This window comes from Chitiniphilus shinanonensis DSM 23277 (assembly GCF_000374805.1).
Classification (GTDB): Bacteria; Pseudomonadota; Gammaproteobacteria; order Burkholderiales; family Chitinibacteraceae; genus Chitiniphilus; species Chitiniphilus shinanonensis.
In genome coordinates, this window is the sequence record NZ_KB895343.1 from 115735 (window position 1) to 139594 (window position 23860).

Sequence of the window (23860 nt, forward strand, 5' to 3'; positions counted from 1 at the left end):
CAGCCTGTGCCCACCGAAATGACCGAGCATCCTACCGCCGCCGAATACGCCCCGCAACCGGGCGCCGACTACGACGCGGCAGCGTTCGACACGGCGGGCGCGGCCGCGGAGGTCGCGGCGATCAAGCTGCCGCCGCATTCGCTGGAGGCCGAGCAATCGGTGCTGGGCGGCCTGCTGCTGGACAACGCCGCCTTCGACAAGGTGGCCGACATCCTGTTCGAGAGCGATTTCTATCGCGACGACCATGCGCGCATCTGGCAGCACATCACCAAGCTGATCGAGCACAACCGCCCGGCCGACGTCATCACCGTGGCCGAGTCGCTCGACAACGCCAACGAACTGACCTACGTGGGCGGGCTGGCCTACCTGGGCTCGCTCGCCAGCAACACGCCATCCGCCGCCAACATCCGCCGCTACGCCGAGATCGTGCGCGAGCGATCGGTGATGCGGCAGCTTGCCAGCGTCGGCACCGAGATCGCCGATTCGGCGTACAACCCCAACGGCCGCGAGGCGGCCGATCTGCTGGACGAAGCCGAATCCAGCGTGTTCCGCATCGCCGAACAGTCGCAGAAGGGCAAGCAGGGCTTCATCGCCATGCCGCCGATCCTGAAGGAGATCGTCGAGCGCATCGATCACCTGTACCAGCAGGACAACCCGTCCGAGGTCACCGGCATCGCCACCGGCTTTATCGACCTGGACAAGATGACGTCCGGCCTGCAGAAGGGCGATCTGGTCATCGTCGCCGGCCGCCCGTCGATGGGCAAGACCGCGTTCTCGGTCAACATCGCCGAGCACGTCGGCTGCGAGTTGAAGCTGCCGGTGGCGATCTTCTCGATGGAAATGGGCGCCTCGCAGCTCGGCACCCGGATGGTGGGCTCGATCGGCAAGATCGACATGCATAAGCTCAAGACCGGCCGCTTCGAGGACGAGGACTGGATGAAGCTCACCCACGCGGTGAACAAGCTGTCCGAGGCGCCGATCTACATCGAGGAGACCGGCGCGCTGACCGCGCTCGACCTGCGCACCCGTGCCCGGCGCCTGGCGCGGCAGGTGGGCGGGCAGCTCGGCCTGATCGTGATCGACTACATCCAGCTGATGGCGGGCCGCGCCGGCGGGCGCGAGCAGAACCGCGCCACCGAGGTCAGCGAGATCTCGCGCTCGCTCAAGGCGCTGGCCAAGGAACTGCAGGTGCCGATCATCGCGCTGTCGCAGTTGTCGCGCTCGGTGGAGCAGCGCACCGACAAGCGCCCGATGATGTCGGACTTGCGCGAATCGGGCGCCATCGAGCAGGACGCGGACTTGATCATGTTCATGTACCGCGACGAGTACTACAACCCGGATTCGCCGCACAAGGGCCTGGCCGAGTGCATCGTCGGCAAGCACCGTAACGGCCCCGTGGGCAAGGTGCCGCTGGTGTTCAAGGGGATGTACTCGCGCTTCGAGAACGCGCTGATGCGCCCCGAGGGCTGGTCCGGCGATCTGGAGTGAACCCGGAGCGCCCATGAAGAAACCCGGCCTTGGCCGGGTTTTTTTCATCCCGAGTGCGCCGCTACTTGCCGAAATACTTGAGGTGGATCTTCTGGTAGGTGCCGTCGGCCTTGATCGCCGCCAGGCCACGGTTGATCCGTTCCAGCAGCGCCTTGTTGCCCTTCTTCACCGCGATGCCGTAGTACTCCTTCTCGAAGGCGGGGTCGTCCACCAGGCGCAGCCTGGCGCCGGGGTTCTCCACCAGGTAGTTCCTGACTACGCCATTGTCGGCGATCACCGCTTCCACCTGGGCGGCGCGCAGCGCTTCCAGCGCCTGGACGATGCTGTCGAAGCGGCGGATGTTCGAGCTGGTCTTGCCGAAACGCTGCTGTGCCAGCGCGTCGCCGCTGGTGCCGCCCTGCACGCCGATCTTGCGCCCGGCGAGATGGGCCAGCGTATCCACCTTGTTGTCCTGCGCGGTGATGATCAGCTGCCTGGCCTCGAAGTACGGCGCGGAGAAATCCATGGTCCGCTTGCGTTCCGAGGTGATGGTCACCGCCGCGGCGACGATGTCGCGGTCGCCGTTGCGCAGGCCGGTGAACAGCGCCTCCCACGGGGTGTTGACCAGCTTGATGCGAAAGCCCGCCTTGTCGGCGATGGCCTGGATCAGGTCGGCGTCGAAGCCGACGATCTGCTGCTGCTCGTTCATCGACTCGAACGGTGCGAAGGTGGCCTCGGTGCCGACCACGTACACCCGCTCGGCGTGCGCCGCACCCAGCAGCAGGGCGCAGCACAGGGCGGCGAGGCATCTTGGGAACATACGCATGGCGGCCTCCTGGAATGGCGCGACGTTGACTTCAGCATGGGCTGCGGCCGCGCCGGGGTGCAATCCGTGAAAACAACAATAGCCGCCTAGAACGGCTAACAAAACCCTTCTGGCTACGTTGCGCCGGGGCGTCGAGCTTCACTTGCCGCACGCCTTGTACTGTCTACGTTTTACGTTTCTTGCCAGAACCGCTGCGCTGGGTTTTTTTCAGCCGCTCTTAACGCGCTCCGGCGTGTTCCCGGGCCGCCTGGCGTAGCCGCTCGACGATGGCGTTCAGGCCGTTGGCGCGCGACGAGCTGAGAAAGCGTGCCAGTCCGAGCTGCGCCAGCCAGCCGTTGAAGTCCACCGCCAGCACCTCGGCCGGGGTCAGGCCGTCGAACGCCGCCCGCACCAGTACCAGCAACCCCTTCACCACCCGCGAATCGCTGTCCAGTTGCAATGCCAGCCTGTCGTCGCGCCAGTCGGCCAGCAGCCAGACACCGCTTTCGCAGCCCTGCACCCGCTGTGCGTCGGTACGGTGGGCGGCATCCAGCGGCGGCAGGTCGCGGGCGATCTGCACCAGCAGGCGATTCTTGGCCTCCCAGCTGGCGGCCTGGGCGAGCTGCGCGGACACCGCCGCGCGATCCGCGCTCACCGCAGCAGCTCCAGCGTGTCGGCCAATGCCGCCAGCACGGCGTCGATCTCGGCCCGGGTGTTGTACGCGCACAGCGACAGGCGCAGCGTGCCGGACAGGTGCAGCGCCTCCATCAACGGTTGCGCGCAATGGCTGCCCACCCGCGTGGCGATGTCGCGCGCATCGAGGAACTGCGCCACGTCGAACGGATGGGCGTGGTCGAACGCCAGCGAAACCAGCGGCCCCTTGCCCGGCGCGGTGCCGACGATGCGCACGCCGGGAAGCTCCGCCAGCCCGCGTTCCAGCGCGCGGCACAGTTCGGCCTCGTGCGCGGCCAGCGCGGCGCGGTCCTGCCCCGACAGCCAGTCCAGCGCGGCGGCCAGGCCCACCGCCTGCGCTAGCGGCGGGGTGCCGGCTTCGAAGCGGTAGGGCGGCGCCTGGTAGGTGGTGCCGGCAAAGCTCACCCGCTCGATCATCTCGCCGCCGGCCTGCCACGGCGGCATGTCCGCCAGCAGCTCCGCGCGTGCCCACAGCGCGCCGATGCCGGTCGGGCCGAATACCTTGTGGGCGGAGAACACCAGGAAATCGGCCTCCAGCGCCTGCACGTCCAGCGGCTCGTGGGCGATGGCCTGGGCGGCGTCCACCAGGACCCGCGCACCGTGGGCATGGGCGGCGGCGATCAGCTCGCCCAGCGGCGGGCGAGTGCCGATGGCGTTGGACAGCGCGGTCACCGCCAGCAGCCGGGTGCGCGGGCCGAGTAGTTCGTGGTATTGCGCTAAATCCAGGCTGCCGTCGGGCAACAGGCCGACCACGCGCAGCGTCAGACCGCGCTCGGCGGCCAGCAGCTGCCACGGCACGATATTGGCGTGGTGCTCCAGCGTGGTCAGGATGATCTCGTCGCCCGGGCGCATCTGGCTGCGCCCCCAGCTGTGCGCCACCAGATTGATGGCCTCGGTGGCGCCGCGGGTGAACACGATCTCGTCGGCGCGCGCCGCGTTGAGAAAGCGGGCCACGGTGCGCCGCGCGCCTTCGAAGGCTTCGGTGGCGGCATGCGCCAGCCGGTGGGCGCTGCGATGGACGTTGGCGTTGCTGGTTTCGTAGAAACGTCGTTCGGCGTCGAGCACGACCTCGGGCTTGTGGGTGGTGGCGGCGTTGTCCAGGTAGATCAGCCCGGGATGGGTGCGCAGCAGCGGGAATTGCGCGCGCAGGGCGGCGACGTCGAAAGCGGGGGAAGCGGGCACGGGCGGGCTCGTCGGGGGTATCGACTGCAATTGTATAATGCGCCCCATGACCTACAAGCAACCCGTTTCCGTGCTCGTGCTGATCCATACCCGCGACCTGCGGGTGCTGCTGCTGGAGCGCTGCGACTTCGCCGACGCCTGGCAATCGGTGACCGGCAGTCGCGAGGGTGAAGAAAGTCTGGCCGAGACCGCCCGGCGCGAAGTGCTGGAGGAAACGGGCATCGATGCCGCGCATTACGCCCTGCGCGACTGGCAGTGCAGCACCGACTACGACATCTACGAGCGCTGGCGTCATCGCTACGCACCGGGGGTGACGGTCAACACCGAGCATGTGTTCAGCCTGGAAGTGCCGGATGGCATTGCGGTACGGCTGGCGCCGCGCGAGCATCGGCGTTACCGGTGGCTGAGCTGGCAGGCCGCGGCCGAGGCGGTGTTCTCGCCGTCCAATGCCGAGGCGTTACGCCAACTGCCCGCGCGGTTCGGTTCTTGACGCGATGTCGACCACGAAACCCCGCGATGCGGCGTGGCATTCTTCACGTCAATGCACGATGTGACCGGCCTTATCTTGAGCGCTGAGCCACACCCCCGGCTCAACCCCCTGTTGATTTGCCCCGCCCCCTTGGCGGGGCTTTTTCTTGCCCGTCGTTTCCGGGTGCGGAGTGTTGGGTGCGCCAAATCCACCATTTCGCGCGTGTCACGAAATCGCATCGGGGCGCGACAAGCTGGGCGGCTGCCGGGCGGATCGATCTTGATGTGGGAGATCAAATTTCGAACTCAAGATGCTGATTTATATTGGTAAATGAATTTCGTGACAGGTGACGTCGAGGCCATTGCGTGTCTTGTCACACAAAAAGAGCACATGATCGTCGTCAATTATTTGGTGACTGTCACAAAATTATGCATAATCTGCTGAACCTTGTACCCAGGAGTTGTCATGAAGCATGCCGCCGATCGCCATACCGCCGAATTGCCAGGCCTGGATACGCCGCGCCGCCGTGGCCGGCCATCGCTGGGCGCGCGACCGATGACGCCGGCCGAACGCAAGCGTCGCTCGCGCCAGAACGCCGGCACCACCTCGCTGGAACTCGATCACGCCTTCGTCAAATGGCTGCGCCGGCAGGCGCAGCAGCAGGGGGTGTCGGTGGGCGAGCTGCTGATGGCCAGGTTCGGCGTGAAATAGCCGGGCCCCGGCGATGGCGACACTCGAAGCGTTGTGGCGCGCGCAGCGCGCTGCCTGCCTGGAGCACGGCGCGAGCACCGGCCAGCAGCGCCGTGAAGCGCTGGCGCGGCTGGCGCAGGCGGTGCGGGATGACCAGGAACTGTTGGTCGCGGCGGTGGCGCACGATTTCGGCTGCCGCCCCGCCGAGGAGACGCGGTTGCTGGAGCTGTTGCCGCTGCTCGATGCGATCCGCCACGCCCGCCGGCACCTGCGCCGCTGGATGCGCCCGCGCCGGGCGGCGACGAACTGGCAGTTTCTTCCCAGCAAGGCTCGGGTGCTGTACCAGCCGTTGGGCGTGGTCGGCATCATCGGCGCCTGGAACTACCCGATCCTGTTGACCCTGTCGCCGCTGGTGGACGCGCTGGCCGCAGGCAACCGCGTCATGCTCAAGCCGTCCGAACTGGCGCCGGCCACCGCGGCGGCGCTGGCCGCGCTGATCGCCCGCACCTTTCCGCCCGAGCAGGTGACCGTGGTCCAGGGCGACGCCGAGGTCGCCGCCGCCTTCAGCGCCTTGCCGTTCGATCACCTGCTGTTCACCGGCTCGTCGCGCGTGGCGCGACAGGTGCTGCACGCGGCGGCGGATCGCCTGACGCCGGTCACGCTGGAGCTGGGCGGCAAGTCGCCGGCACTGGTTCATGCATCGTTTGCACTGGATCAGGCGGCGGATCGCATCTGCACCGCCAAGTTCTGGAACGCTGGGCAGACCTGCGTCGCGCCCGACCATGTCTGGGTGCCGACCGCGCTGCTGCCACTGTTCGCCGAGTGCGCCGTCACGGCCATCCGCCGGCGCTGGCCCCAGGGAGTCGACCAGGCCGACTACACCCACCTGATCAACAATGCCGCCGCGACACGCCAGCGCGAGTTGCTGGACGACGCGCTGGCCCACGGCGCGCGGGCGCTGTGGCCGGTGGGCGAGTGGGGCGAGGGGCGTGCCTTGCCGCCGGTGCTGCTGCTGGGCTGCACCACCGGGATGCGGGTGATGCAGGAGGAGATCTTCGGCCCCATCCTGCCGCTGTGCGGCTACGACGAGCTGGATCAGGCGCTGACGCAACTGGCCGCACCGCCGCATCCGTTGGCGCTGTACTACTTCGATCGCGACCGGACGAGGGTGGAAGCGGTGCTGGCGCGGACGCGCTCGGGCGGGGTGACGGTCAACGATTGCCTGTTCCATCTGGCGCAGCACGATCTGCCGTTCGGTGGCGTCGGTGCCAGTGGCATGGGCGCCTATCACGGCGAGGCGGGCTTTCGCCGCTTTTCGCACGCGCGCGCCGTGCTGTGGCAAAGCGAAGCGACGGCGCGGCTGCTCGGCCTGTTCAAGCCGCCTTATCGCCGGCTGGGTCGGCGGCTGGTGGATTGGTTGCTGCGCTGATCGATGCGACGCGGCGCCTGTGCGGTCGGAACGATGCCGGGTCAGACCTCGGGTGGCGGCGGCAGCGGCGTGCTGACCGGGGGGCGGGACAGATAGCTGTAGACGATGGCGTAGGTGAGATAGATCGGTTCTTCGTCGCCCGCGGCCACCCGGTCGCGCACCAGGCTGGTGAACAGCGTGCGCGCCTGCAAGGTGCGGATACGGCCTTCCTTGGTGTCGCAGGCGGTGAAGTTGCTGGCGAGCGCATCGATGCTGATGAAACAGTCGATCATGCGGCCGTCTTCCAGCTCGACCTGGAACGGGATGCCGCCGATCTCGTCGACGGGGGTAAGCACGATGGGATAGGGCAGGGACATCAGTGGCGCTCGTTGCGGAGGTCGACGGTCAATCGAGCATAAGGTAGCGATGCCGGCGAGCATCTGTCCAGCGACAGAAGGCGCTCGCTTCGCGGCGGATGGCCCTCCAGTGTTTCTTCCCCGCTCCTACAACGGCTTGCGACGCCGGCCGACAGTCGGGCGCGGTGCGCTGCGGCACACTGATCGTCGATGGGATCCACGAGGAGGCAGCCATGGACAACTCATTGTCTTCGCAGCAACGGGTGTCTCCCGCACACGCGCGGCAACGGCGCACGCTGCGGGCCGGTTATCGCCGCCTGACCGCGCGCATGGTGCCGCGAGTGCGTCACGCGTTGGCGGCCATTGCCACTGTGGCCGCGCTGGCCGGCGCGGTCGGCCTGTGCTTCGTTGCGGAATGGCGTTTCGGCATCGCGCATGCGGCGGTGGCGCTGCTGGCCTTGTCGGCGCTCTGGCTGCAACACCTGCGCCTGAGACGCGAGCGGGCGCTTGGCGCTCGCCGCGACCAGACGCGGGAGGCGATCTTGCTGTTGGATGTGCTGGACGATCGGATGCCGGCGCCTCGCCTGCATCAGGCGCAACCCCGGCCGTTGCGCGAGGGCGCCGGGCGCTAGCGCTTCAGTGCTCCAGCGACAGGGCCGGGCGCGCGGGTGTGACGAACAGGTTGGTCAGATGCAGGATATCGAGCACCGCGTGCGCGGTGTCGCTACATCGTGCCAGCACGATGGGGCGTGGATGGATGCGTTCGCGCAGGATCAGCAACTGCCCGATGGCCGCAGTATCCATGTACACCACTTCGCCCAGATCCAGCACCACCGGCGTATGGGCCGGCGCATCGTAGGCGAGGTAGGCCGCTTCGTGGAAATGCGCTTCGCACGTATAGGTGAATTCGCCCCGCACCGCGAGGCAGACCTGACCTTGTGACGAAAGATGGCAGAGGGTAGGCATTGCGGGTTCCGAGCTGACAGATATGTCCGGCTTGATGGCGATTTCATTATTGACGGCCACAAACTTTTTGCAAGCAGACAGAAAGCAATTGTCGAGCTTCGGTCAACACCGCGATGGCGGTCCCGCGCGGTTTGGGGGCTCGGCTTTTGCCTGATTTGCCTTGCTTTTTTGAAAGGAGGTGGCGCATGTCCGCCGTGCAACGCCAAACAGCCGACCGCCAGCGTAAAGGCGTGGACGGTCACAACCGGCCTACGGACGGCGACAAGGCCGGGCAGCCCAGTGCGCTGGCCAGGCCGGTTCCGGGCAACGATCCGCAACAGGACGTCAAGGATTGAGCGTCGCGTCCGTCGTCTTCCGGCCCCGCTGCGTGCGGGGCTTTTTGCTGCCTGCGCCGGGCGGGGGTGTGAAGGCCGGCGCTGTCAGGTCCGACAGTGCAGCCCTACGCCGATTGCTGCCATGCACTGATAACCGTGCCCCAGGGCCTGCGCCAAGATGGGTTCGTGGCGGCTGGCACCGCAAGTCGGTCGTTTCACGCCGATCCATCCATCTGATTCTCAAGGAGATTCGCCATGAGTAACCAAAACAAGCAAGGCAGCAGCAACCGCGGTTTCGCCTCGATGGACGAGGACAAGCAACGCTCCATCGCCAGTCAGGGCGGCAAGGCGGCGCACGAAAAGGGCACGGCCCACGAGTTCAGCTCCGAGGAAGCGCGCGAAGCCGGGCGCAAGGGTGGCCAGGCCAGCCATGGCGGCCGGCGCTGATCGTCGCTGCTGAACCGCAAGGGCGCCCGAGGGCGCCCTTTTTGCGGGCTCTCGCCGCCGGTGGCCGAGGCGCCGGGTTCGTCGTTCATCCGCTCCAGCGTTGCCGATCCACGCACTTTTTGCCGCAGCGGATGCAAGGGCCGCATCGCGGCGCACTGTCCTACAGCGAATCGGCGGGCGCCCGATAACCGCTGCCTTGCCGCGCATCTACGGTTATCCGGCTTTCCTCAATCCAGGGGCGCAGCCCCCATAACTTCGGAGAATTCAGCCATGACCAAGCAAAGCGCGGATCAGATCGGAACCGGCTCAGCGCTCTCCTCCGTGGCAGGGCCGTCCACCGAGCTGTCCGGCCATCGGGCCCGGAACAGCACCACGCCGGCTGCGCTGTTGCAAAAAGTGGTGCAGTCGGCCGCCTTGGCGGCACAGATGCCGTCCAACCCGGCCAAGGCCGGCGAATACGGCGAGCGGGCCCGCTGCCCGGCGACGGGCGCCACGGCTGAACCGGCGTCGCCGCTGGCCACGGCCAGCACCGCGAGTGAAGCCAATGCTTCCGACAAGACCGGCAGCGGCGTGCCCGGCCTGGGCGAGAACCACGTCGGCGGCAACCTGGACCGGGTGCGCGCCGATGCCAGCGGGCAGGTGCTGACCACCAATCAGGGCGTGGCGATTGCCGACAACCAGAATTCGCTGAAGATCGGACTGCGCGGGCCGACCGCGCTGGAAGACTTCATCCTGCGCGAGAAAATCACCCACTTCGACCACGAGCGCATTCCCGAGCGGGTGGTGCACGCGCGCGGCTCGGCCGCGCACGGTTACTTCGAGAACTACCAGCCGCTCAGCCAGTTCACCCGCGCCGCGCCGTTCGCCAAAGCCGGCAAGCGCACGCCGGTGTTCGTGCGCTTTTCCACCGTGGCGGGCGAGCGCGGCTCGCTCGATACCGCGCGCGACGTGCGCGGCTTCGCGGTCAAGTTCTACACCGAGGAAGGCAACTGGGATCTGGTCGGCAACAACATCCCGGTGTTCTTCATCCAGGACGCGATGAAGTTCCCCGATCTGGTCCACGCGGTGAAACCCGAGCCGCATCACGGCATGCCGCAGGCCGCGTCGGCGCACGATACCTATTGGGATTTCGTGTCGCTGATGCCCGAATCGACGCACATGCTGCTGTGGCAGATGTCGGACCGCGCCATTCCGCGCAGTTATCGCACCATGCAGGGCTTCGGCGTGCACACCTTCCGCCTGATCAACGACCAGGGCGAATCGGTGTTCTGCAAATTCCACTGGACGCCGGTGGCGGGCACGCATTCGCTGGCGTGGGACGAGGCGGTGAAGATCGGCGGCGCCGATCCCGACTTCCATCGCCGCGACCTGTGGGAGGCGATCGAGGCGGGCGCCTATCCGGAATGGGAGCTCGGCCTGCAATTGTTCAGCGAGGAACAGGCGGAAAGCTTCGATTTCGACGTGCTCGACGCCACCAAGATCGTGCCGGAGGAACTGGTGCCGGTGGTGCCGGTGGGCAAGCTGGTGCTCGACCGCAATCCCGACAACTTCTTCGCCGAGACCGAGCAGGTGGCGTTCTGCACCGCGCACATCATCCCCGGCATCGACTTCAGCAACGATCCACTGCTGCAAGGGCGCATCCATTCCTACGTCGACACCCAGATCTCGCGCCTGGGCGGCCCCAACTTCCACGAGATCCCGATCAACGCGCCGCTCGCGCCGGTGCACAACAACCAGCGCGACGGCATGCACCGGCAGACCATCGCGCGTGGCCGGGTCGCCTACGAACCCAATTCGCTGGGCGGCGGTTGTCCCTTCCAGGCTGGCGCGCGCGGCTTCACCAGCTTTGCGCAGCCCATCGCCGAGGACAAGGTGCGCGGCAAGCCGGAGAAGTTTGCCGACCATTACTCGCAGGCCACGCTGTTCTGGCGCAGCCAATCGCCCGCCGAGCAGCGTCACATCGTCAATGGCTTCTGCTTCGAGTTGACGCGGGTGCAGGTGCCGGCGATCCGCCAGCGGGTGGTGTCGCTGCTGGTCAACGTGGCCGACGAGCTGGCGCTGGCCGTGGCCGATGGGCTGGGCATCGCCGTGCCGCCGCCCGCGCCCAAGGCGAGCGAGCGGGATTTCCCGGTGCCGGCGCCGTCGCCCGCGTTGTCGCTGACGAGCTATCCGGGCGATGGTTCGATCAAGGCGAAGCGCGTGGCGATCCTGGTGGCCGACGGCGCGGATGCCGCAGGGGTGGTGTCGCTGTACGGCGCGTTGCTGGCCGGCGGCGCGGTGCCGCGGCTGCTGGGGCTGCGGCTGGGCCCGGTGGCCGCCGAGGGGCGCGCGCTGGAGGTGGAGGCCACGGTCAGCGCCTTGCCGTCCGTGCTGTTCGACGCGGTGGCGGTGCCCGATGGCGCTGATGCGGCGCAGACCCTGGCCAATGCCGGCACAGTGCTGGAGTTCCTGCGCGACCAGTACCGGCACTGCAAGCCGATTCTGGTCGTCGGCGCTGCGGGTGCGTTGCTCGACAAGGCGGGCATTCCGCTCACCCTGCCGGATGGCGCGGCGGACCCGGCCCTGGTGCAGGTGGCCGCCATGGACCAAGGCGTCGCGGCCTTGATCGACGCGCTCGGCCGGCCCCGTGACCACGCGCGCGAGACCGATCCGCCACGGGTGTAAGGCTTCGCGGCCTGCAAGAAGGCGGCGCCCCGGGGCGCCGCCTTTTTCGTATCGAAGCGGGTCTGGAACGGCTGACAAGGCCCAGCGTAGCGATCCCGGGGCGCGAAACGCAGGTATTGCAAGGCCTGCGGCAAGTTCAACCCGGCGCCCCGCGCGACGCGGCCAGGAGGGCCGTGTCAGCCGCCATTACTCCTTGGGGATCACCGAGACATTGCCGTTGGGCTCCATGTAGGCGCGTTTCACCTTGGCGATGTCGTCGATGCCCTGTTCGCGCAATTTGCTGTGCAGATCGGCCAGGGTGATCATCTCGCGGCGCAGGCCCTCGCGGATCACGCGCCCATCCCGGATCAACAGCAGCGGCGGCGGCTCCAGGTAGCGCTGCAGGGCTGGGAAGCGGTAGCAGAACCAGTCGAGCAGCACGTTCCAGAACACCAGCGTGCCGACCAGCAGCAGCCCTTCGAGCAGCGATTCGATCTCGCCCGCCATCGGCTGCTGGATCGCCTCGGAGAGGATGACCACCAGCAGCACGTCCGAGATGTTCACCGATCCCGAATCACGCCGCAGGATCAGGCGGAAGATCAGGAACAGCATCCAGTAGATGAAGCTGCCGCGCAGCAGCGTTTCCCCGATCGGCTGGTGGAGGCCCCAGAGGATGTCCCAGTCCATGATGCGCTCCCAGAGATGACTGACGCTGAGCTTGGAGCAAGATGCGTGCCGCATCCGGATGGCCCTGCGCGGCAGTCTGGAACCAAGGCGGCGGGCGGGAGTCCACTGGCACGGCAAGGTCGCGCGTAGGCGGGTTCCGAGGCGCTTTCACGACAAACTCACCTTGTTCGGCGCCGGGCCTTGGGCACATTATTCATTCAACATCGTTTTCGACGCTTGATCCGCGCCCCGCCGCACCCATGTGATCCAGGTGCCGGCCACCGGCCGAATCGCCGTCTACAGGTCGATCGAATTGAAGAACGTTCTCCGTGTCGCGTCGTACAACATCCATAAGGGGCTGTCGCTGTTCAACCGCCGTCTGGTGGTGCACGAAGTGCGACAGGCCTTGCAAGGCTTGCAACCCGACTTGGTGCTGTTGCAGGAAGTGCAGGGCGCCCACCAGCGCAAGGCGCAGCGCTTCAGCCACTGGCCGCTGGAGCCGCAGCACGAATACCTGGCCGGCGCCGAACTCACCGCGCTGTACGGCCGCAACGCCAACTACCGCTATGGTCACCACGGCAATGCGTTGTTGTCGCGCTTTCCGGTGCGTCGCTGGGACAACCACGATCTGACCCTGCACAAGTTCGAGCAGCGCGGCCTGTTGCACGCGGTGCTGGAAGTGCCGGGCTGGACCCGTCCGCTGCATGCGCTGTCGGTCCACCTCAATCTGCGCGCGCGCGATCGCCGCCAGCAGTTGAAGCTGCTGGCCGAATACGTCCACACCGAGGTGCCGATGCACGCGCCGGTGGTGCTCGGCGGCGACTTCAACGACTGGCGCTGCGAAGCCACGCCGTTCATGCTCCACGAACTGGGCCTGAGCGAGGCGTTCGAGATGCTGCATGGCGCGCCGGCGCGCAGCTTTCCGGCCAGACTGCCGGTGCTGACGCTGGATCGCATGTATGTGCGCGGCTTCGACATCGAAGTCGCCGACGTGCTCGGCGGCCACCCCTGGACCGGCCTGTCCGATCACGCACCGCTCTACGCGGAGCTGGCCCGTAGCATGCCCCACTGATGCGCAAGGCGCGCGCCCTGACCCAGTTGCGCAACTGGCGGCCGCCCAAGGTCATCGCCATGCATTTCGCCGGCGGCCACCGGGTGCGCCTGCTGTACAACGGCACCGACTACTTTCCGCTGCTGCTGGCCGAGATCGACACCGCCCGGGTGGAGATCTTCCTCGAAACCTATCTGTTCGAAGCCGACGACATCGGCCAGCGCGTGGTCGATGCGCTGGTCGCCGCCGCGCAACGCGGCGTGCGGGTCAGGATCCAGGCCGATGGCTTCGGCGCGCGCCAGTTTCCGCCGGTCTGGCGCGAGCGACTGGAGGCGGCGGGCGCCTGGCTGCTGTTCTTCCGACCCGACATCCGCCCGCTTTCGTTCAACACCAGCCGGCTACGACGCCTGCACCGCAAGCTGGTGGTGATCGACGGCCGCGTCGGCTACGTGGGTGGCATCAATATCCTGAGCGACCTGGAGCCCGGTCTGCCCGGCCTGGCGCCGCGCTACGACTACGCCTTCCGGGTGGAAGGGCCGGTGGTGGCGCAGATGCACACCGCCGCCGACCGACTGTGGCGCCATACCGCCTGGGTGCAGCTGAAGCACGAATGGACGGCCAAGAGCCGGGTGCCGGTGGATGCGACGCCGGTGGGCCACGTGGTGGCGGGCTTCGCCATCCGCGACAACCTGCGCCACCGGCATGGCATCGAGCAGGCCTATCTCCAGGCGATCCACCATGCCCGCCACGAGATCGTCATCGCCAACGCCTACTTCCTGCCGGGCTACCGCTTCCGTCATGCCTTGCGCGCCGCCGCCGCGCGCGGGGTGAGGGTGGTGCTGCTGATGCAGGGGCAGGTCGACCACTTCCTGCTGCACTGGGCCACGCGCGCCTACTACCGGCGCTTTCTGGTGGCCGGGATGCAGATCCACGAGTACTACGCCGGCTTCATGCACGCCAAGGCGGCGGTGATCGACGGTGAGTGGGCGACGGTCGGTTCGTCCAACCTCGATCCGTTCAGCCTGCTGCTGGCGCGCGAGGCCAACGTATTCGTGCGCGACGCCACCATCGCCGGTGAATTGCGCGCCGACATCCTGCGCCAGATCGCCCACTCGGCGCGGCAGGTGGACGTGGCCGACGTGAAGCACGCCGGCATGACGCTGCGCGCGCTGGTCTGGAGTTGTTTCGGGCTGGTGCGGCTGATCATGGGCCTCACCGGCTACGGCGGACGCCGTTACCTGGAGTGATCGCGCTGCGAGCTGGGCTTCTGCTCGGCGTTGCGGTCGTATTCCAGCGTGGCGCGCAGGATGCCGCGCAGAATGTCCACTTCCTCCTGCTCCAGCCGGGTGCGCTGGAACAGCCTCCGCAGCCGCGGCATCAGCCGCTTGGGCGCGTAGGGCTTGAGGAAGCCGATGGTGAGCAGCGTGCTTTCCAGGTGTTCCAGGAACAACTCGACGTGCTCGTGGCTGGCGTACTTGGGGTGTTCCTCCAGGTGGCTCACGTCGTCGGACAGGCAGCTGAACAGCTCGTAGGTCAATACCTGCACCGCCTGCGACAGGTTGAGGCTGGAGTAGTCGGGATTGGTGGGAATCGTCACCAGCCGGTTGCACTGGCGTACTTCCTCGATGGTCAGGCCGCTCATCTCGGTGCCGAACACCAGTGCCACCTCACCACCGCCCCGGGCTTCCGCCAGCAGTTCCGGCGCCAGTTGGCGCGGTGTGCCGAGCGGTTGCACCAGCTCGCGCCGCCGTGCCGTCATCGCCACCTGCACCGTGGTGCCGGCCAATGCCTCCGCCAGCGATTCCACCACGATGGCGCTCTGGAGCACGTCGTCGGCGCTGGAAGCCAGCGAAGTCGCCACCGGCGACGGGAATTCCTTGGGGTTCACCAGGTACAGCCGGGTGATGCCCATGGTCTTCATCGCGCGCGCGGTCGAGCCGATGTTGCCGGGGTGGGAGGTGTGGGAAAGCACCACGCGAAAGGCGGAAAGGCAGTCGGTCTTGCTCATGGGAAAACCTGTGAAATGCGAAGGACGGCGCCGCCCGGGCGCGATGTCGCGGCGGGCGGGCGCTGATGGTACACCGACGTGTTTTGGCGTGCGGCGAAACCCGGTAGAATGCGGGAAATTTTCGTTCTTTAGAAGCCGGTCGGGCGTTTTGGCCCACGACACAATCCGCATCGATGCCCTGGTCCAGCCGGGGCGGCCCAGGCCCGGGGCTTGCCCGGTTGCCGCGTCCGACCGTTTCTTTGTCAACCAGGAATCCACCATGCATCCGATGCTCAACACGGCCGTCCGCGCCGCCCGCCGTGCCGCTTCCGTCATCCAGCGCGCCTCCAACAACCTCGACCTGATCACGCCCGAAAAGAAGGGCCACAACGATTTCGTCTCCGAGGTGGACCGCGCCGCCGAAAACGCCATCATCGAGACCATCCTGGAGGCCTATCCGAAGCACGCCATCCACGCCGAGGAATCGGGCGTGCGCGGCGAATCGGAATACACCTGGATCATCGATCCGCTCGACGGCACCACCAACTTCCTGCACGGCTTCCCGCAATACGCGATCTCCATCGCGCTGGAACAGCGCGGCGTGATCACCCAGGCAGTGGTCTACGACCCCAACCGCAACGACCTGTTCACCGCCACCCGCGGGGTCGGCGCCTTCCTCAACGACCGTCGCATCCGCGTCTCCAAGGTGCGTGACCTGTCCGACGCGCTGGTCGGCACCGGCTTCCCCTATACCAAGTTCGACAACCTGGAAACCTACCTCGCCATCTTCCGCGACATGGCGCAGCAGGCGGCCGGCGTGCGCCGTCCCGGCGCCGCGGCACTCGACCTGGCTTATGTCGCCTGCGGCCGCTTCGACGGCTTCTTCGAATTCGACCTCAAGACCTGCGACATCGCCGCCGGCACCCTGCTGGTGCAGGAGGCGGGCGGCCTGGTGACCGACCTGGCCGGCGAGGAGCACTACCTGCAATCGGGCGACGTGCTGTGCGGCACCCCGCGCGTGTTCGGGCAGATGCTGCATCTGATCAAGCAACACCTGAAATAAGGAATAAAGCCGGCGACGATGCCGGCTTTTTTCATCCCATGACTCCATCCGAACTCGAACAGCAATTCGGCGCGGCCTACCGCGCCACTCGCTACGTGGTGCCGTCGCTGGCGCTGACGTTGCGGGTGGATGCGCCGCATCCCGACCTGGATGCCGAGCTGCAACGGCGCGGCGTGGCGGAGTGGGCGTTCGTCTCGGCGTGCAATCCTTATTCCGCGGCGCAATTGTGTGCGCACGAGAACCTGGCGCGGCACCAGAACCTGATCGACGCGGTGCGCGCGGCCGGTTGGGGGTGTTTCGAGGGGGCTGGTGAGCCGGTGGCGGGCGATTGGGCCGCGGAGCCGTCGCTGCTGATCCTGGGCATCGGGCGCGACGAGGCACTGGCGCTGGGGCGCTGTTTCGAACAGAACGCGGTGGTGTTGGGTCGGCTGGGTGGGGTTGCCGAGCTGGCGTGGTGCCGCTGAGGGCGAAGATCAGCGGCGGTGGGCGTTGGTGCCGCGCCGGTGCAGCCGTGCCGGCACCAGGACATTTTCCGGCGTCTGGCCGGCCAGTTGGGCCTGGATCGCCGCCAGGCTGTGCTTCGCCATCTGCGCCGTATCCTGCGCCACCGCGTCGATGGGCAGTGGCAGGCAGTCGAGCAGCGGGTGATCGTCGAAGGTGACCAGGCGCGGCGCCTCGTCCAGGCGATCCTGGGCGATCAGTTCGGCCAGCACGCCTTCCAGCAGAGTGATCGATCCGGTGAACACCGCCTGCGGATCGCGGCCGTGCGCGGCGTGCCACGCGGCGGTCAACGCCTGGCCGGAGGCGCGGCGGTAATCGCGCTGGTGCACCCAGTCGGCGCCTTCGGTGCGGCCGGCGGCGGCGAGGGCGGCGCGGTAGCCGGCGAGGCGGTCGCGACTGGGCGACAGTTCGGACTGACCGCCGAAATACACCACTTCCTCCACGCCGTGCGCCAGCAGCGAGCCGACCAGCTCGGTCACCGAGGCACTGGCGTCGGTGACCACCCACGGGATGTCGCAATCGGCCACGCGGCGGTCGGCGAACACCAGCGGCAGGCGCTTGGCGCAGCGCAGGTACAGCGACGGCTCGTTGGTGGCGGGCACCACGATCAACCCCTCCACCTGGCGCGCCAGCAACTGCACGATGCCGTCGGCCTCGCATTGGGCATCGTCGTCGCTGGTGACGATCAGCAACTGGTAGCCGGCGGCGCGGCTTTGCGTCTCCAACGCCTGTGCCAGGCTGGCGTGGGCGAAGTTGGTCAGTTCGGGAATCACCAGCCCCAGCGTGCCGCTCTTGCGGCTGCGCAGCGCGCGCGCCGATTGCGACGGCGAGAAATGGTGGGCGGCGGCTACGGCCAGCACGCGTTCCACCGTACTGCGCGCGATGCGATAGCGCTCGGCGTGGCCGTTGAGCACCATGCTGGCGGTGGTGCGCGACACGTTCGCAAGGCGGGCGATGTCGTCGATGGTCAGGCGTTCGAACTGGCTCACGGGATGGCCTCGCGGAAGAGGGCGCAAGTGTAGCGCAATCGAAAGCAAAGACCGGCGCGCGGCCGGTCCTTGCTGGCGCTTGCCGGGCTTACTTGGTCACCAGTTCCAGCGGCACGGGGATGTTCTTTTCCACCGGCTTGCCGTCGATCACCAGGCGCGCGGCCTCCACGCCCATCTTGCCGATCAGGTCCGGCTTCTGCTGCACGGTGGCGGCCATCTGTCCGGCCTTCACGGCGGCCACGGCGTCGGCGGTGGCGTCGAAGCCCACCACGACCACGTTCTTCAGGCCGGCGGCCTCGATGGCCTTGAGCGCACCCAGCGCCATCTCGTCGTTGTGCGCGAACACGCCCTGCACGTCCTTGTTGCCTTGCAGGATGTTCTCCATCACCGACAGGCCCTTGGCGCGGTCGAAGTCGGCGGGCTGCTTGGCCACCAGCTTGACGTCGGCCTTGCCGTCCACCACCGAGTGGAAGCCCTCGCCGCGTTCGCGCGCGGCGGACGAGCCGGGCAGCCCTTCCAGTTCCACCACGTTGCCCTTGCCGCCGATGCGGTCGAGCAGGAAGTCGGCCGCCATCTTGCCGCCGGCCTTGTTGTCGGAGGCGATGTGCGCGGTGACTTCGGCGCCGTTCACGCTGCGGTCGAGCGAGATCACGGCGATGCCCGCCGCGGTGGCCTGCTTGACCACGTTGGCGACCGCGTCCGAATCGGTGGGGTTGATCAGGATCACTCGCACCTTCTTCTGGATCAGGTCTTCCACGCTGGCGATCTGTTTGGCCGGGTCGTCCTGCGCATCGACGCTGATCAGCGAGATGCCGGCGGCCTTGGCTTCCTTCTCGGCCCCATCGCGCAGGCTGACGAAGAAGGGGTTGTTCAGGGTGGAGATCGACAGGCCCACCGTGTTGCCGGTGGCCGCCGCGGGCGCGGAGGCGCCGCCGGCTGCCTGCTGGGTATCCGGCCCCTGCTTGGAGCAGGCGACGAGCCCGATGGCCAGCAGGCCGGCGAGCAGGGAGGGGATCAGACGTTTCATGGTTCGACTCCTCGATGGAGGTTGGTTTGTATGCCCGGGGGAGGGCCTGTTCACTGCGGAAACGATACGGTTACTTCTTGCCGCTGCGGTCGAGCAGGACCGCCAGCAGGATCACGCTGCCCTTGATGACCTGTTGATAGAACGACGACACGCCCAGCAGGTTGAGGCCGTTGTTCAGCACGCCGATCAGCAGCACCCCGACCAGCGTGCCGAAAATCCAGCCGCGCCCGCCGGCTAGGCTGGTGCCGCCCAGCACCACCGCGGCGATGGCGTCCAGCTCGTAGCCCATGCCGGCGGTGGGTTGCGCCGAGTTCAGCCGGGAAGTCAGCACCATGCCGGCCATGGCGGCCATCGCGCCGGAGATGGTGTACACGCCGATCTGCACCCGGTTGGTCTTCACCCCGGACAGCATCGCCGCCTCGGCATTGCCGCCGGTGGCATAGACATGGCGGCCGAACACGGTCTTCTTCAGTACGAACCAGAACAGCGCGAACATCAGCAGCGTCCAGACCACCGGGATCGGCACCAGGCCGGCGAGGTAACCGCCGCCCAGCATCGAGAAGAAGTCGCTCTGGAAGCCGGTGATCGGGCTGCCGTTGGAGAACACCAGCGACAGGCCGCGCAGCACGGTCATCATGCCCAGCGTGGCAATGAACGGCGCCACCTTACCCTTGGCCACCACCAGCCCGTTGACGCAGCCCATGACGGCGCCGGACAGCACGCCGACCAGCGTGGCGAGGATGGGGTCGTAGCCCGCGCGCATCATCATCGCGGTGAACACCGATGCCAGCGCCAGGATGGAGCCGACCGACAGATCGATGCCGCCGAGCAGGATCACCAGCGTCATGCCGAAGGCGATCAGCGCGTTGATCGATACCTGGCGCAGCACGTTCATCAGGTTGCCGACCGACAGGAAATCCGGACTCATGAAGGCGAGGCCGGCACAGACCAGCAGCAGCGCGAGGAACGGGCCGAGTTTTTGCAGCGTGGCTTTTTGTTGCGGAGTCATGGCGGTTGCTCTCTTGTTCAGTTGTTGCCGGTGGCGGCGGTCATGATGGTTTCCTGCGTGGCGCTGGCGGCGTCGAAGATGCCGGCCTGCCGGCCCTGGTGCATCACCAGGATGCGGTCGCTCATCGCCAGCACCTCGGGCAGTTCGGACGACACCATCACGATGGCCACCCCGGCGGCGGCCAGGCGGTTGATGATGTGGTAGATCTCGGCCTTGCCGCCGACGTCCACGCCGCGGGTGGGCTCGTCCAGCAGCAGCACCTTGGGAGGCTTGGCCAGCCACTTGGCGAACACCACCTTCTGCTGGTTGCCGCCCGACAGCGATTTCACGTCCAGCTCCGCGTCGCGGGTGCGGATGTGCAGTTCGTCCACCAGCCGGGCCACCGCCTCGCTTTCCGAGCGGCCGTTGACCACGCCGCCGTGGGCGTACTGGGCCAGGTGGACCAGCGTGGCGTTCTCGCGCACCGACATGCCGAGCACCAGGCCCTGGCTCTTGCGATCCTCGGTGACGAAGCCGACGCCGGCGGCGATGGCCTGCGATGGCGTGCGCGCGGTCAGCGGTTGGCCGTCCAGCGAGACTTCGCCGTGGGTGCGGCGGTTGACGCCGAACAGTGTCTTGAGGATTTCGCTGCGGCCCGCGCCCATCAGACCGGCGATGCCCAGCACTTCGCCGGCGCGCACCTCGAAACCAATGCCGGCGATGTTGCCCTGGTCGGCCAGATCGCTGACCGCCAGCCGCACCGCGCCGATCTCGACCTCGCGCTTGGGAAAGCGATCGCCCAGCTCGCGGCCGACCATCAGCCGCACGATCTCGTCGAAGCCGGTCTCGGCGATCACCCGCTCGCCGACGAACTGGCCGTCGCGCAACACCGAAATCTTGTCGCAGATGCGGAAAATCTCTTCCATGCGGTGCGACACGTAGACGATGGCCACGCCCTTGGCCTTGAGATCGGTCATGATGCCGAACAGCTTTTCGATCTCGCGTTCGGTGAGCGCGGCGGTGGGCTCGTCCATGATCAGCACCTGCGCGTTCAGCGACAGCGCCTTGGCGATCTCCACCATCTGCTGCTGGCCGATGGACAACTTGCCCGCCTCGCCGTCCGGGTCGATCTGCGTCGCGCCCACCAGCGCCAGCCAGCGGCGCGCCTCCTCGCGCATGCGGCCGCTGTCGATCACGCCGAAGCGGCGCGGCTCGCGGGCCAGGAACATGTTCTCCATCACCGACAACTGCGGGATCAGGTTCAGTTCCTGGTGGATGATGGCGATGCCCAGGTGCTCGGAATCGGTGGTGGAGCGGATCTGCACCGCGTGGCCGTCCACCTCGATGCTGCCGGCGTCGGCCTGGTAGACCCCGCACAGGATTTTCATCAGCGTGGATTTGCCGGCGCCGTTCTCGCCCATCAGCGCGTGGATCTCGCCCGCTTGCAGCGCGAAATCCACGCCTTCCAGCACCTTCACCGGCCCGAAGGCCTTGCTGATGCCGCTCATCTTGATCTGCATGTTTTCGACTCCTTGCCGGCGCGCTCGTCCCGGCGCGTCCGGATCGGCGCATTGCGTCGCGCCCGCCGCCGCGCCACGCGGCGGGCGTGGGCGCGCCTAGAAGATCACGCCGGAATACAGCACCACATTGGCGTAGGGCGTGGCCTCGCCGGTACGGATCACCGCCTTGGCCTGCTGCGTCAGCGCCTTGAACTGTTCGTGCGGCACGAACTCCACCTGCACGTTCTCGCGCGCCAGCGACGACGCGCGCTCGGCCACCTCGGCGTTGTGGTCCAGGCATTCGTTGGCGAACACCGCGCGTTCCACCTTGAGGTCGGCCAGCACCGTCTCCAGCACGTGCAGAAAGCGCGGCACGCCCATCTTCAGCGACAGGTCGATGCATTCCACCCCCGGCGGAATCGGCAGGCCGCAGTCGGCAATGACGATGCAGTCGGTGTGGCCCATGCCTGCCAGCACGCGGCTGATGTCGCGGTTCAGGTGTCCGGTCTTCTTCATGCTTGTGCTCCGAGGAAGGCTTGCAGCTCGGCCAGCGTGGGCATGCCGCCCTGCGCGCCGGGCTTGGTCACCGACAGCGCGCCGGCCGCGCAGGCGTGGCGGATCGCCTCCGCCAGCCCCAGGTGCCAGAACGCCGCCAGCGCGCCGTTGAAGGTGTCGCCGGCGCCGGTGGTATCCACCGGCTTGACCGGGAAGGCAGGCTGGCGCCGCACCGCACCGTTGGCCTCGGTATAGAAGGCGCCTTGCGATCCCTTGGTCATCACCACGTGGCCGGGCAGGGCGCCCAGCAGCGCCTGCCAATCGGCATCCGGCTGGCCGAGCGCGCTAGCGAGTTCGAATTCGTTGGGGGTGAGCAGCGTGCATTGCGCCAGCAGGGCATCGGACAGGCGGGTGGCGGGCGCGGGATTGAGCACGAAGGGCTTGCCGTGGCGCGCCGCCAGCGCCGCCGCGTGTTCGACGGTGGGCAGCGGGGTTTCCAACTGCGCCAGCACCACCTCGGCGTCGGCGAAGGCGGCTTCGGCGGCGTCCAGGTCGGCCGGGGTCAGCAGGGCGTTGGCCCCCGGCACCACGATGATGGCGTTGTCGGCCTGGCACAGGGTGATCGCGGCGATGCCGGTGGCCGCATCGCTGCTGCCGATCCAGCGGGTGTCGATGCCTTCGGCCTGCAGGCCCGCCACCAGCTGTTGCCCGAACGCATCCTTGCCGACCCGTCCCAGCATCGTCACCTGGGCACCCAGCCGTGCCGCGGCGACCGCCTGGTTGGCCCCCTTGCCGCCGGGGTGAGTGGCGAAGCCTTGTCCGAACAACGTTTCGCCGAGCCGGGGAAAGGTGGCGGTTTCCACCACCAGATCCATATTGATGCTGCCTACCACCAGAACCTTGGTCATCTTGCCTTCCTTTGGCGCGTTGCCCGGCACTGGCACCAAGTTGGTGCTGTAGCGCCCTATCGGGCTTGCTAAATCGTAATCAGCAGATGGAATTCTTTATAACAGAGGAATGTAGTTTTTGGAACGGCACTACGTGGTTTACCTTATGAGCCGTTTTGGTGCGGCGGTAGCGGGGGATACATCCCCCGCCACGGCATGCGGTGAGGTAGTTATGCGCATGGACCGCCGCGCCGATGACGACAGCGTCATGGATGAGCGGACGAATGGGGGAAGACCCCAAAATTGGCTGACGTGGGTCGTCAAAAAAAGCCCGGGGATGGCTCTTGGCAAGGCGAACCGCCTGGCGTATAGTTCGGCCTCCACTGCGGAGAGGTGGATGAGTGGTTTAAGTCGCACGCCTGGAAAGCGTGTATAGGTTAATAGCCTATCGGGGGTTCGAATCCCCCCCTCTCCGCCAGAGAACACAAAAAAGCCCTGAGCAATTCAGGGCTTTTTGCTTTTGCGCCGCTGGCCGGACACCGGATGTCATTCTGCGTTCCTTCCGGCGTACCACCTCGCGCCTCATGATGGGCTGAACCTGCGCGGCGCCCCGGGCCTCACGCCTTCTTGACGAACTCCGACTTGAGCTGCATGGCGCCGATGCCTTCGATGCGGCAGTCGATGTCGTGATCGCCCTCGACCAGGCGGATACCCTTCACCTTGGTGCCGACCTTGACCACCAGCGACGAGCCCTTGACCTTCAGATCCTTGATGACCGTGATGCTGTCACCGTCGTTGAGCACATTGCCGTAGGCGTCGCGCACGAGGCGCTGCGCTTCGGCTTCGGGCGCATCCGACCCCGGCGCCCATTCGTGGCCGCATTCGGGGCACAGGTAAAGGGCGCCATCCTGATAGGTATAGGGGGATTGGCATTGTGGACAGGGGGGAAGGGTACTCACGGACGATCTCCTTGGAGTTGAGGCACAATGGACGCAAGCGCGGCATGCGGTGGATGCTGCGTGCGCAATGTGCATTGGATTACAATTCAACGCACATCAACTCAGAGTGTGTGCGAACGATGGAAGCCAAGACCGCGCGCCTGACGGTGCTGATCGATCCGGCCAAGAAAAAGGCCTTCGAGGATCTGTGTGCTGCCCAGGACCTCAATACTTCCCAGGTGGTCCGCCAACTGATCCGCGATTACCTTGCCAAGCATGGCGTCGAGTACGGCGATGCCGCGTCGCGCGCCAACCCCCGCGTGAAATAG

27 protein-coding genes and 1 tRNA gene are annotated in these 23860 nt (G+C 67.0%); 14 read left to right on the top strand and 14 right to left on the bottom strand.

Features of this window, described 5'->3' with window-relative positions; translation table 11 throughout:
- The first annotated feature begins 18 nt into the window (after positions 1-18).
- On the top strand, positions 19-1488 hold the full coding sequence (dnaB, locus tag C556_RS0110940; RefSeq protein WP_018748298.1) for a replicative DNA helicase: 1470 nt from the start codon (positions 19-21) through the stop codon (positions 1486-1488).
- Positions 1489-1549: 61 nt separating this feature from the next.
- Here dnaB and C556_RS0110945 read toward each other — a convergent pair whose 3' ends face one another.
- The 3 genes from C556_RS0110945 to C556_RS0110955 form a co-directional block, all read right to left on the bottom strand.
- Positions 1550-2293, bottom strand: coding sequence for a basic amino acid ABC transporter substrate-binding protein (locus tag C556_RS0110945; RefSeq protein ID WP_018748299.1), 744 nt, complete (start codon positions 2291-2293; stop codon positions 1550-1552).
- Positions 2294-2510: 217 nt separating this feature from the next.
- Positions 2511-2927 carry a SufE family protein gene (locus C556_RS0110950; protein ID WP_018748300.1) on the bottom strand — a complete coding sequence of 139 codons (417 nt, stop codon included), beginning with the start codon at positions 2925-2927 and terminating at the stop codon, positions 2511-2513.
- Positions 2924-4147 carry an aminotransferase class V-fold PLP-dependent enzyme gene (locus C556_RS0110955; RefSeq protein WP_018748301.1) on the bottom strand — a complete coding sequence of 408 codons (1224 nt, stop codon included), beginning with the start codon at positions 4145-4147 and terminating at the stop codon, positions 2924-2926. The genes C556_RS0110950 and C556_RS0110955 overlap by 4 nt, the downstream gene beginning before the upstream one ends.
- A gap of 46 nt (positions 4148-4193) precedes the next feature.
- On the opposite strand from C556_RS0110955, the gene nudB reads away from it, so the two are divergent.
- From nudB to C556_RS0110970, 3 genes are all read left to right on the top strand, one after another.
- Complete coding sequence (gene nudB, locus C556_RS0110960) at positions 4194-4637, top strand: dihydroneopterin triphosphate diphosphatase (RefSeq protein WP_026263006.1); 444 nt, start codon at positions 4194-4196, stop codon at positions 4635-4637.
- A gap of 444 nt (positions 4638-5081) precedes the next feature.
- The gene (locus C556_RS0110965; protein ID WP_018748303.1) at positions 5082-5327 is read left to right on the top strand and encodes a hypothetical protein; all 246 of its coding nucleotides are present in this window, start codon (positions 5082-5084) and stop codon (positions 5325-5327) included.
- Positions 5328-5340: 13 nt separating this feature from the next.
- Complete coding sequence (locus C556_RS0110970; protein WP_018748304.1) at positions 5341-6735, top strand: aldehyde dehydrogenase family protein; 1395 nt, start codon at positions 5341-5343, stop codon at positions 6733-6735.
- Between the two features lie 41 nt (positions 6736-6776).
- On the opposite strand, the gene C556_RS0110975 is transcribed toward C556_RS0110970, so the two are convergent.
- On the bottom strand, positions 6777-7091 hold the full coding sequence (locus C556_RS0110975) for a hypothetical protein (protein WP_018748305.1): 315 nt from the start codon (positions 7089-7091) through the stop codon (positions 6777-6779).
- A 212-nt stretch (positions 7092-7303) separates the two neighbouring features.
- Here C556_RS0110975 and C556_RS0110980 point away from each other — a divergent pair, with 212 nt between their 5' ends.
- The gene (locus C556_RS0110980; protein ID WP_018748306.1) at positions 7304-7702 is read left to right on the top strand and encodes a hypothetical protein; all 399 of its coding nucleotides are present in this window, start codon (positions 7304-7306) and stop codon (positions 7700-7702) included.
- Between the two features lie 4 nt (positions 7703-7706).
- Here the strand turns inward: C556_RS0110980 and C556_RS20130 are convergent, their stop codons facing one another.
- Positions 7707-8036, bottom strand: a complete 330-nt coding sequence (locus C556_RS20130; RefSeq protein WP_083930549.1) for an STAS domain-containing protein — start codon at positions 8034-8036, stop codon at positions 7707-7709.
- 185 nt (positions 8037-8221) lie between these two features.
- On the opposite strand from C556_RS20130, the gene C556_RS22955 reads away from it, so the two are divergent.
- From C556_RS22955 to C556_RS0111005, 3 genes are all read left to right on the top strand, one after another.
- On the top strand, positions 8222-8371 hold the full coding sequence (locus C556_RS22955) for a hypothetical protein (protein WP_018748308.1): 150 nt from the start codon (positions 8222-8224) through the stop codon (positions 8369-8371).
- 234 nt (positions 8372-8605) lie between these two features.
- The gene (locus C556_RS0111000; RefSeq protein WP_018748309.1) at positions 8606-8797 is read left to right on the top strand and encodes a KGG domain-containing protein; all 192 of its coding nucleotides are present in this window, start codon (positions 8606-8608) and stop codon (positions 8795-8797) included.
- A 270-nt stretch (positions 8798-9067) separates the two neighbouring features.
- Positions 9068-11461, top strand: a complete 2394-nt coding sequence (locus tag C556_RS0111005; RefSeq protein WP_018748310.1) for a catalase — start codon at positions 9068-9070, stop codon at positions 11459-11461.
- A gap of 186 nt (positions 11462-11647) precedes the next feature.
- Here C556_RS0111005 and C556_RS0111010 read toward each other — a convergent pair whose 3' ends face one another.
- Positions 11648-12127 (bottom strand): DUF421 domain-containing protein, encoded by a 480-nt coding sequence (locus C556_RS0111010; RefSeq protein WP_018748311.1) that lies wholly within the window; start codon positions 12125-12127, stop codon positions 11648-11650.
- Positions 12128-12419: 292 nt separating this feature from the next.
- Here C556_RS0111010 and C556_RS0111015 point away from each other — a divergent pair, with 292 nt between their 5' ends.
- Both C556_RS0111015 and clsB read left to right on the top strand, forming a co-directional pair.
- Entirely contained in the window at positions 12420-13178 is a 759-nt protein-coding gene (locus C556_RS0111015; protein WP_026263007.1) for an endonuclease/exonuclease/phosphatase family protein, read from the top strand.
- The gene (gene clsB / locus C556_RS0111020) at positions 13178-14404 is read left to right on the top strand and encodes a cardiolipin synthase ClsB (RefSeq protein WP_018748313.1); all 1227 of its coding nucleotides are present in this window, start codon (positions 13178-13180) and stop codon (positions 14402-14404) included. Before C556_RS0111015 ends, clsB begins: the two co-directional genes overlap by 1 nt.
- Here the strand turns inward: clsB and C556_RS0111025 are convergent.
- The gene (locus C556_RS0111025) at positions 14392-15165 is read right to left on the bottom strand and encodes an RNA methyltransferase (protein ID WP_018748314.1); all 774 of its coding nucleotides are present in this window, start codon (positions 15163-15165) and stop codon (positions 14392-14394) included. The two genes, clsB and C556_RS0111025, sit on opposite strands and share 13 nt — an antisense overlap.
- A 259-nt stretch (positions 15166-15424) precedes the next feature.
- Here C556_RS0111025 and C556_RS0111030 point away from each other — a divergent pair, with 259 nt between their 5' ends.
- Both C556_RS0111030 and C556_RS0111035 read left to right on the top strand, forming a co-directional pair.
- Complete coding sequence (locus C556_RS0111030) at positions 15425-16207, top strand: inositol monophosphatase family protein (RefSeq protein WP_018748315.1); 783 nt, start codon at positions 15425-15427, stop codon at positions 16205-16207.
- Positions 16208-16245: 38 nt separating this feature from the next.
- Positions 16246-16671 (top strand): DUF3293 domain-containing protein, encoded by a 426-nt coding sequence (locus tag C556_RS0111035; protein ID WP_018748316.1) that lies wholly within the window; start codon positions 16246-16248, stop codon positions 16669-16671.
- Between the two features lie 9 nt (positions 16672-16680).
- Here the strand turns inward: C556_RS0111035 and C556_RS0111040 are convergent, their stop codons facing one another.
- The 6 genes from C556_RS0111040 to rbsK all read right to left on the bottom strand — a co-directional run bounded on the left by C556_RS0111040 (position 16681) and on the right by rbsK (position 22614).
- Entirely contained in the window at positions 16681-17697 is a 1017-nt protein-coding gene (locus tag C556_RS0111040; protein WP_018748317.1) for a substrate-binding domain-containing protein, read from the bottom strand.
- 88 nt (positions 17698-17785) lie between these two features.
- Positions 17786-18724 (bottom strand): ribose ABC transporter substrate-binding protein RbsB, encoded by a 939-nt coding sequence (gene rbsB / locus C556_RS0111045; RefSeq protein WP_018748318.1) that lies wholly within the window; start codon positions 18722-18724, stop codon positions 17786-17788.
- Between the two features lie 70 nt (positions 18725-18794).
- On the bottom strand, positions 18795-19733 hold the full coding sequence (locus C556_RS0111050) for an ABC transporter permease (RefSeq protein ID WP_018748319.1): 939 nt from the start codon (positions 19731-19733) through the stop codon (positions 18795-18797).
- Between the two features lie 17 nt (positions 19734-19750).
- Entirely contained in the window at positions 19751-21232 is a 1482-nt protein-coding gene (locus C556_RS0111055; RefSeq protein WP_018748320.1) for a sugar ABC transporter ATP-binding protein, read from the bottom strand.
- A 96-nt stretch (positions 21233-21328) separates the two neighbouring features.
- Positions 21329-21727 (bottom strand): D-ribose pyranase, encoded by a 399-nt coding sequence (gene rbsD / locus C556_RS0111060; RefSeq protein WP_018748321.1) that lies wholly within the window; start codon positions 21725-21727, stop codon positions 21329-21331.
- Positions 21724-22614 (bottom strand): ribokinase, encoded by an 891-nt coding sequence (gene rbsK, locus C556_RS0111065; protein ID WP_018748322.1) that lies wholly within the window; start codon positions 22612-22614, stop codon positions 21724-21726. Before rbsK ends, rbsD begins: the two co-directional genes overlap by 4 nt.
- A gap of 366 nt (positions 22615-22980) precedes the next feature.
- Here rbsK and C556_RS0111070 point away from each other — a divergent pair.
- Positions 22981-23071: transfer RNA gene (locus C556_RS0111070), tRNA-Ser, on the top strand.
- A 139-nt stretch (positions 23072-23210) separates the two neighbouring features.
- Here the strand turns inward: C556_RS0111070 and C556_RS0111075 are convergent.
- Positions 23211-23552, bottom strand: coding sequence for a zinc ribbon domain-containing protein YjdM (locus tag C556_RS0111075; RefSeq protein ID WP_018748323.1), 342 nt, complete (start codon positions 23550-23552; stop codon positions 23211-23213).
- Between the two features lie 44 nt (positions 23553-23596).
- Between C556_RS0111075 and C556_RS0111080 the strand changes: the two genes are divergently transcribed.
- Positions 23597-23860, top strand: a complete 264-nt coding sequence (locus C556_RS0111080; RefSeq protein ID WP_245559236.1) for a ribbon-helix-helix protein — start codon at positions 23597-23599, stop codon at positions 23858-23860.

Excerpts from the sequence above, each read along its gene's own strand:
- C556_RS22955 (WP_018748308.1), top strand. The coding sequence starts at position 8,222 with ATGTCCGCCGTGCAACGCCAAACAGCCGACCGCCAGCGTAAAGGCGTG.
- rbsK (WP_018748322.1), bottom strand. The coding sequence starts at position 22,614 with ATGACCAAGGTTCTGGTGGTAGGCAGCATCAATATGGATCTGGTGGTG.
- C556_RS0110980 (WP_018748306.1), top strand. The coding sequence starts at position 7,304 with ATGGACAACTCATTGTCTTCGCAGCAACGGGTGTCTCCCGCACACGCG.
- C556_RS0111000 (WP_018748309.1), top strand. The coding sequence starts at position 8,606 with ATGAGTAACCAAAACAAGCAAGGCAGCAGCAACCGCGGTTTCGCCTCG.
- C556_RS0111050 (WP_018748319.1), bottom strand. The coding sequence starts at position 19,733 with ATGACTCCGCAACAAAAAGCCACGCTGCAAAAACTCGGCCCGTTCCTC.
- C556_RS0111055 (WP_018748320.1), bottom strand. The coding sequence starts at position 21,232 with ATGCAGATCAAGATGAGCGGCATCAGCAAGGCCTTCGGGCCGGTGAAG.
- C556_RS20130 (WP_083930549.1), bottom strand. The coding sequence starts at position 8,036 with ATGCCTACCCTCTGCCATCTTTCGTCACAAGGTCAGGTCTGCCTCGCG.
- C556_RS0110970 (WP_018748304.1), top strand. The coding sequence starts at position 5,341 with ATGGCGACACTCGAAGCGTTGTGGCGCGCGCAGCGCGCTGCCTGCCTG.
- C556_RS0110975 (WP_018748305.1), bottom strand. The coding sequence starts at position 7,091 with ATGTCCCTGCCCTATCCCATCGTGCTTACCCCCGTCGACGAGATCGGC.
- C556_RS0110945 (WP_018748299.1), bottom strand. The coding sequence starts at position 2,293 with ATGCGTATGTTCCCAAGATGCCTCGCCGCCCTGTGCTGCGCCCTGCTG.
- rbsD (WP_018748321.1), bottom strand. The coding sequence starts at position 21,727 with ATGAAGAAGACCGGACACCTGAACCGCGACATCAGCCGCGTGCTGGCA.
- C556_RS0111010 (WP_018748311.1), bottom strand. The coding sequence starts at position 12,127 with ATGGACTGGGACATCCTCTGGGGCCTCCACCAGCCGATCGGGGAAACG.
- C556_RS0110965 (WP_018748303.1), top strand. The coding sequence starts at position 5,082 with ATGAAGCATGCCGCCGATCGCCATACCGCCGAATTGCCAGGCCTGGAT.
- rbsB (WP_018748318.1), bottom strand. The coding sequence starts at position 18,724 with ATGAAACGTCTGATCCCCTCCCTGCTCGCCGGCCTGCTGGCCATCGGG.
- C556_RS0111025 (WP_018748314.1), bottom strand. The coding sequence starts at position 15,165 with ATGAGCAAGACCGACTGCCTTTCCGCCTTTCGCGTGGTGCTTTCCCAC.
- C556_RS0111080 (WP_245559236.1), top strand. The coding sequence starts at position 23,597 with ATGCGGTGGATGCTGCGTGCGCAATGTGCATTGGATTACAATTCAACG.
- C556_RS0111005 (WP_018748310.1), top strand. The coding sequence starts at position 9,068 with ATGACCAAGCAAAGCGCGGATCAGATCGGAACCGGCTCAGCGCTCTCC.
- C556_RS0111030 (WP_018748315.1), top strand. The coding sequence starts at position 15,425 with ATGCATCCGATGCTCAACACGGCCGTCCGCGCCGCCCGCCGTGCCGCT.
- dnaB (WP_018748298.1), top strand. The coding sequence starts at position 19 with ATGACCGAGCATCCTACCGCCGCCGAATACGCCCCGCAACCGGGCGCC.
- clsB (WP_018748313.1), top strand. The coding sequence starts at position 13,178 with ATGCGCAAGGCGCGCGCCCTGACCCAGTTGCGCAACTGGCGGCCGCCC.
- nudB (WP_026263006.1), top strand. The coding sequence starts at position 4,194 with ATGACCTACAAGCAACCCGTTTCCGTGCTCGTGCTGATCCATACCCGC.
- C556_RS0111035 (WP_018748316.1), top strand. The coding sequence starts at position 16,246 with ATGACTCCATCCGAACTCGAACAGCAATTCGGCGCGGCCTACCGCGCC.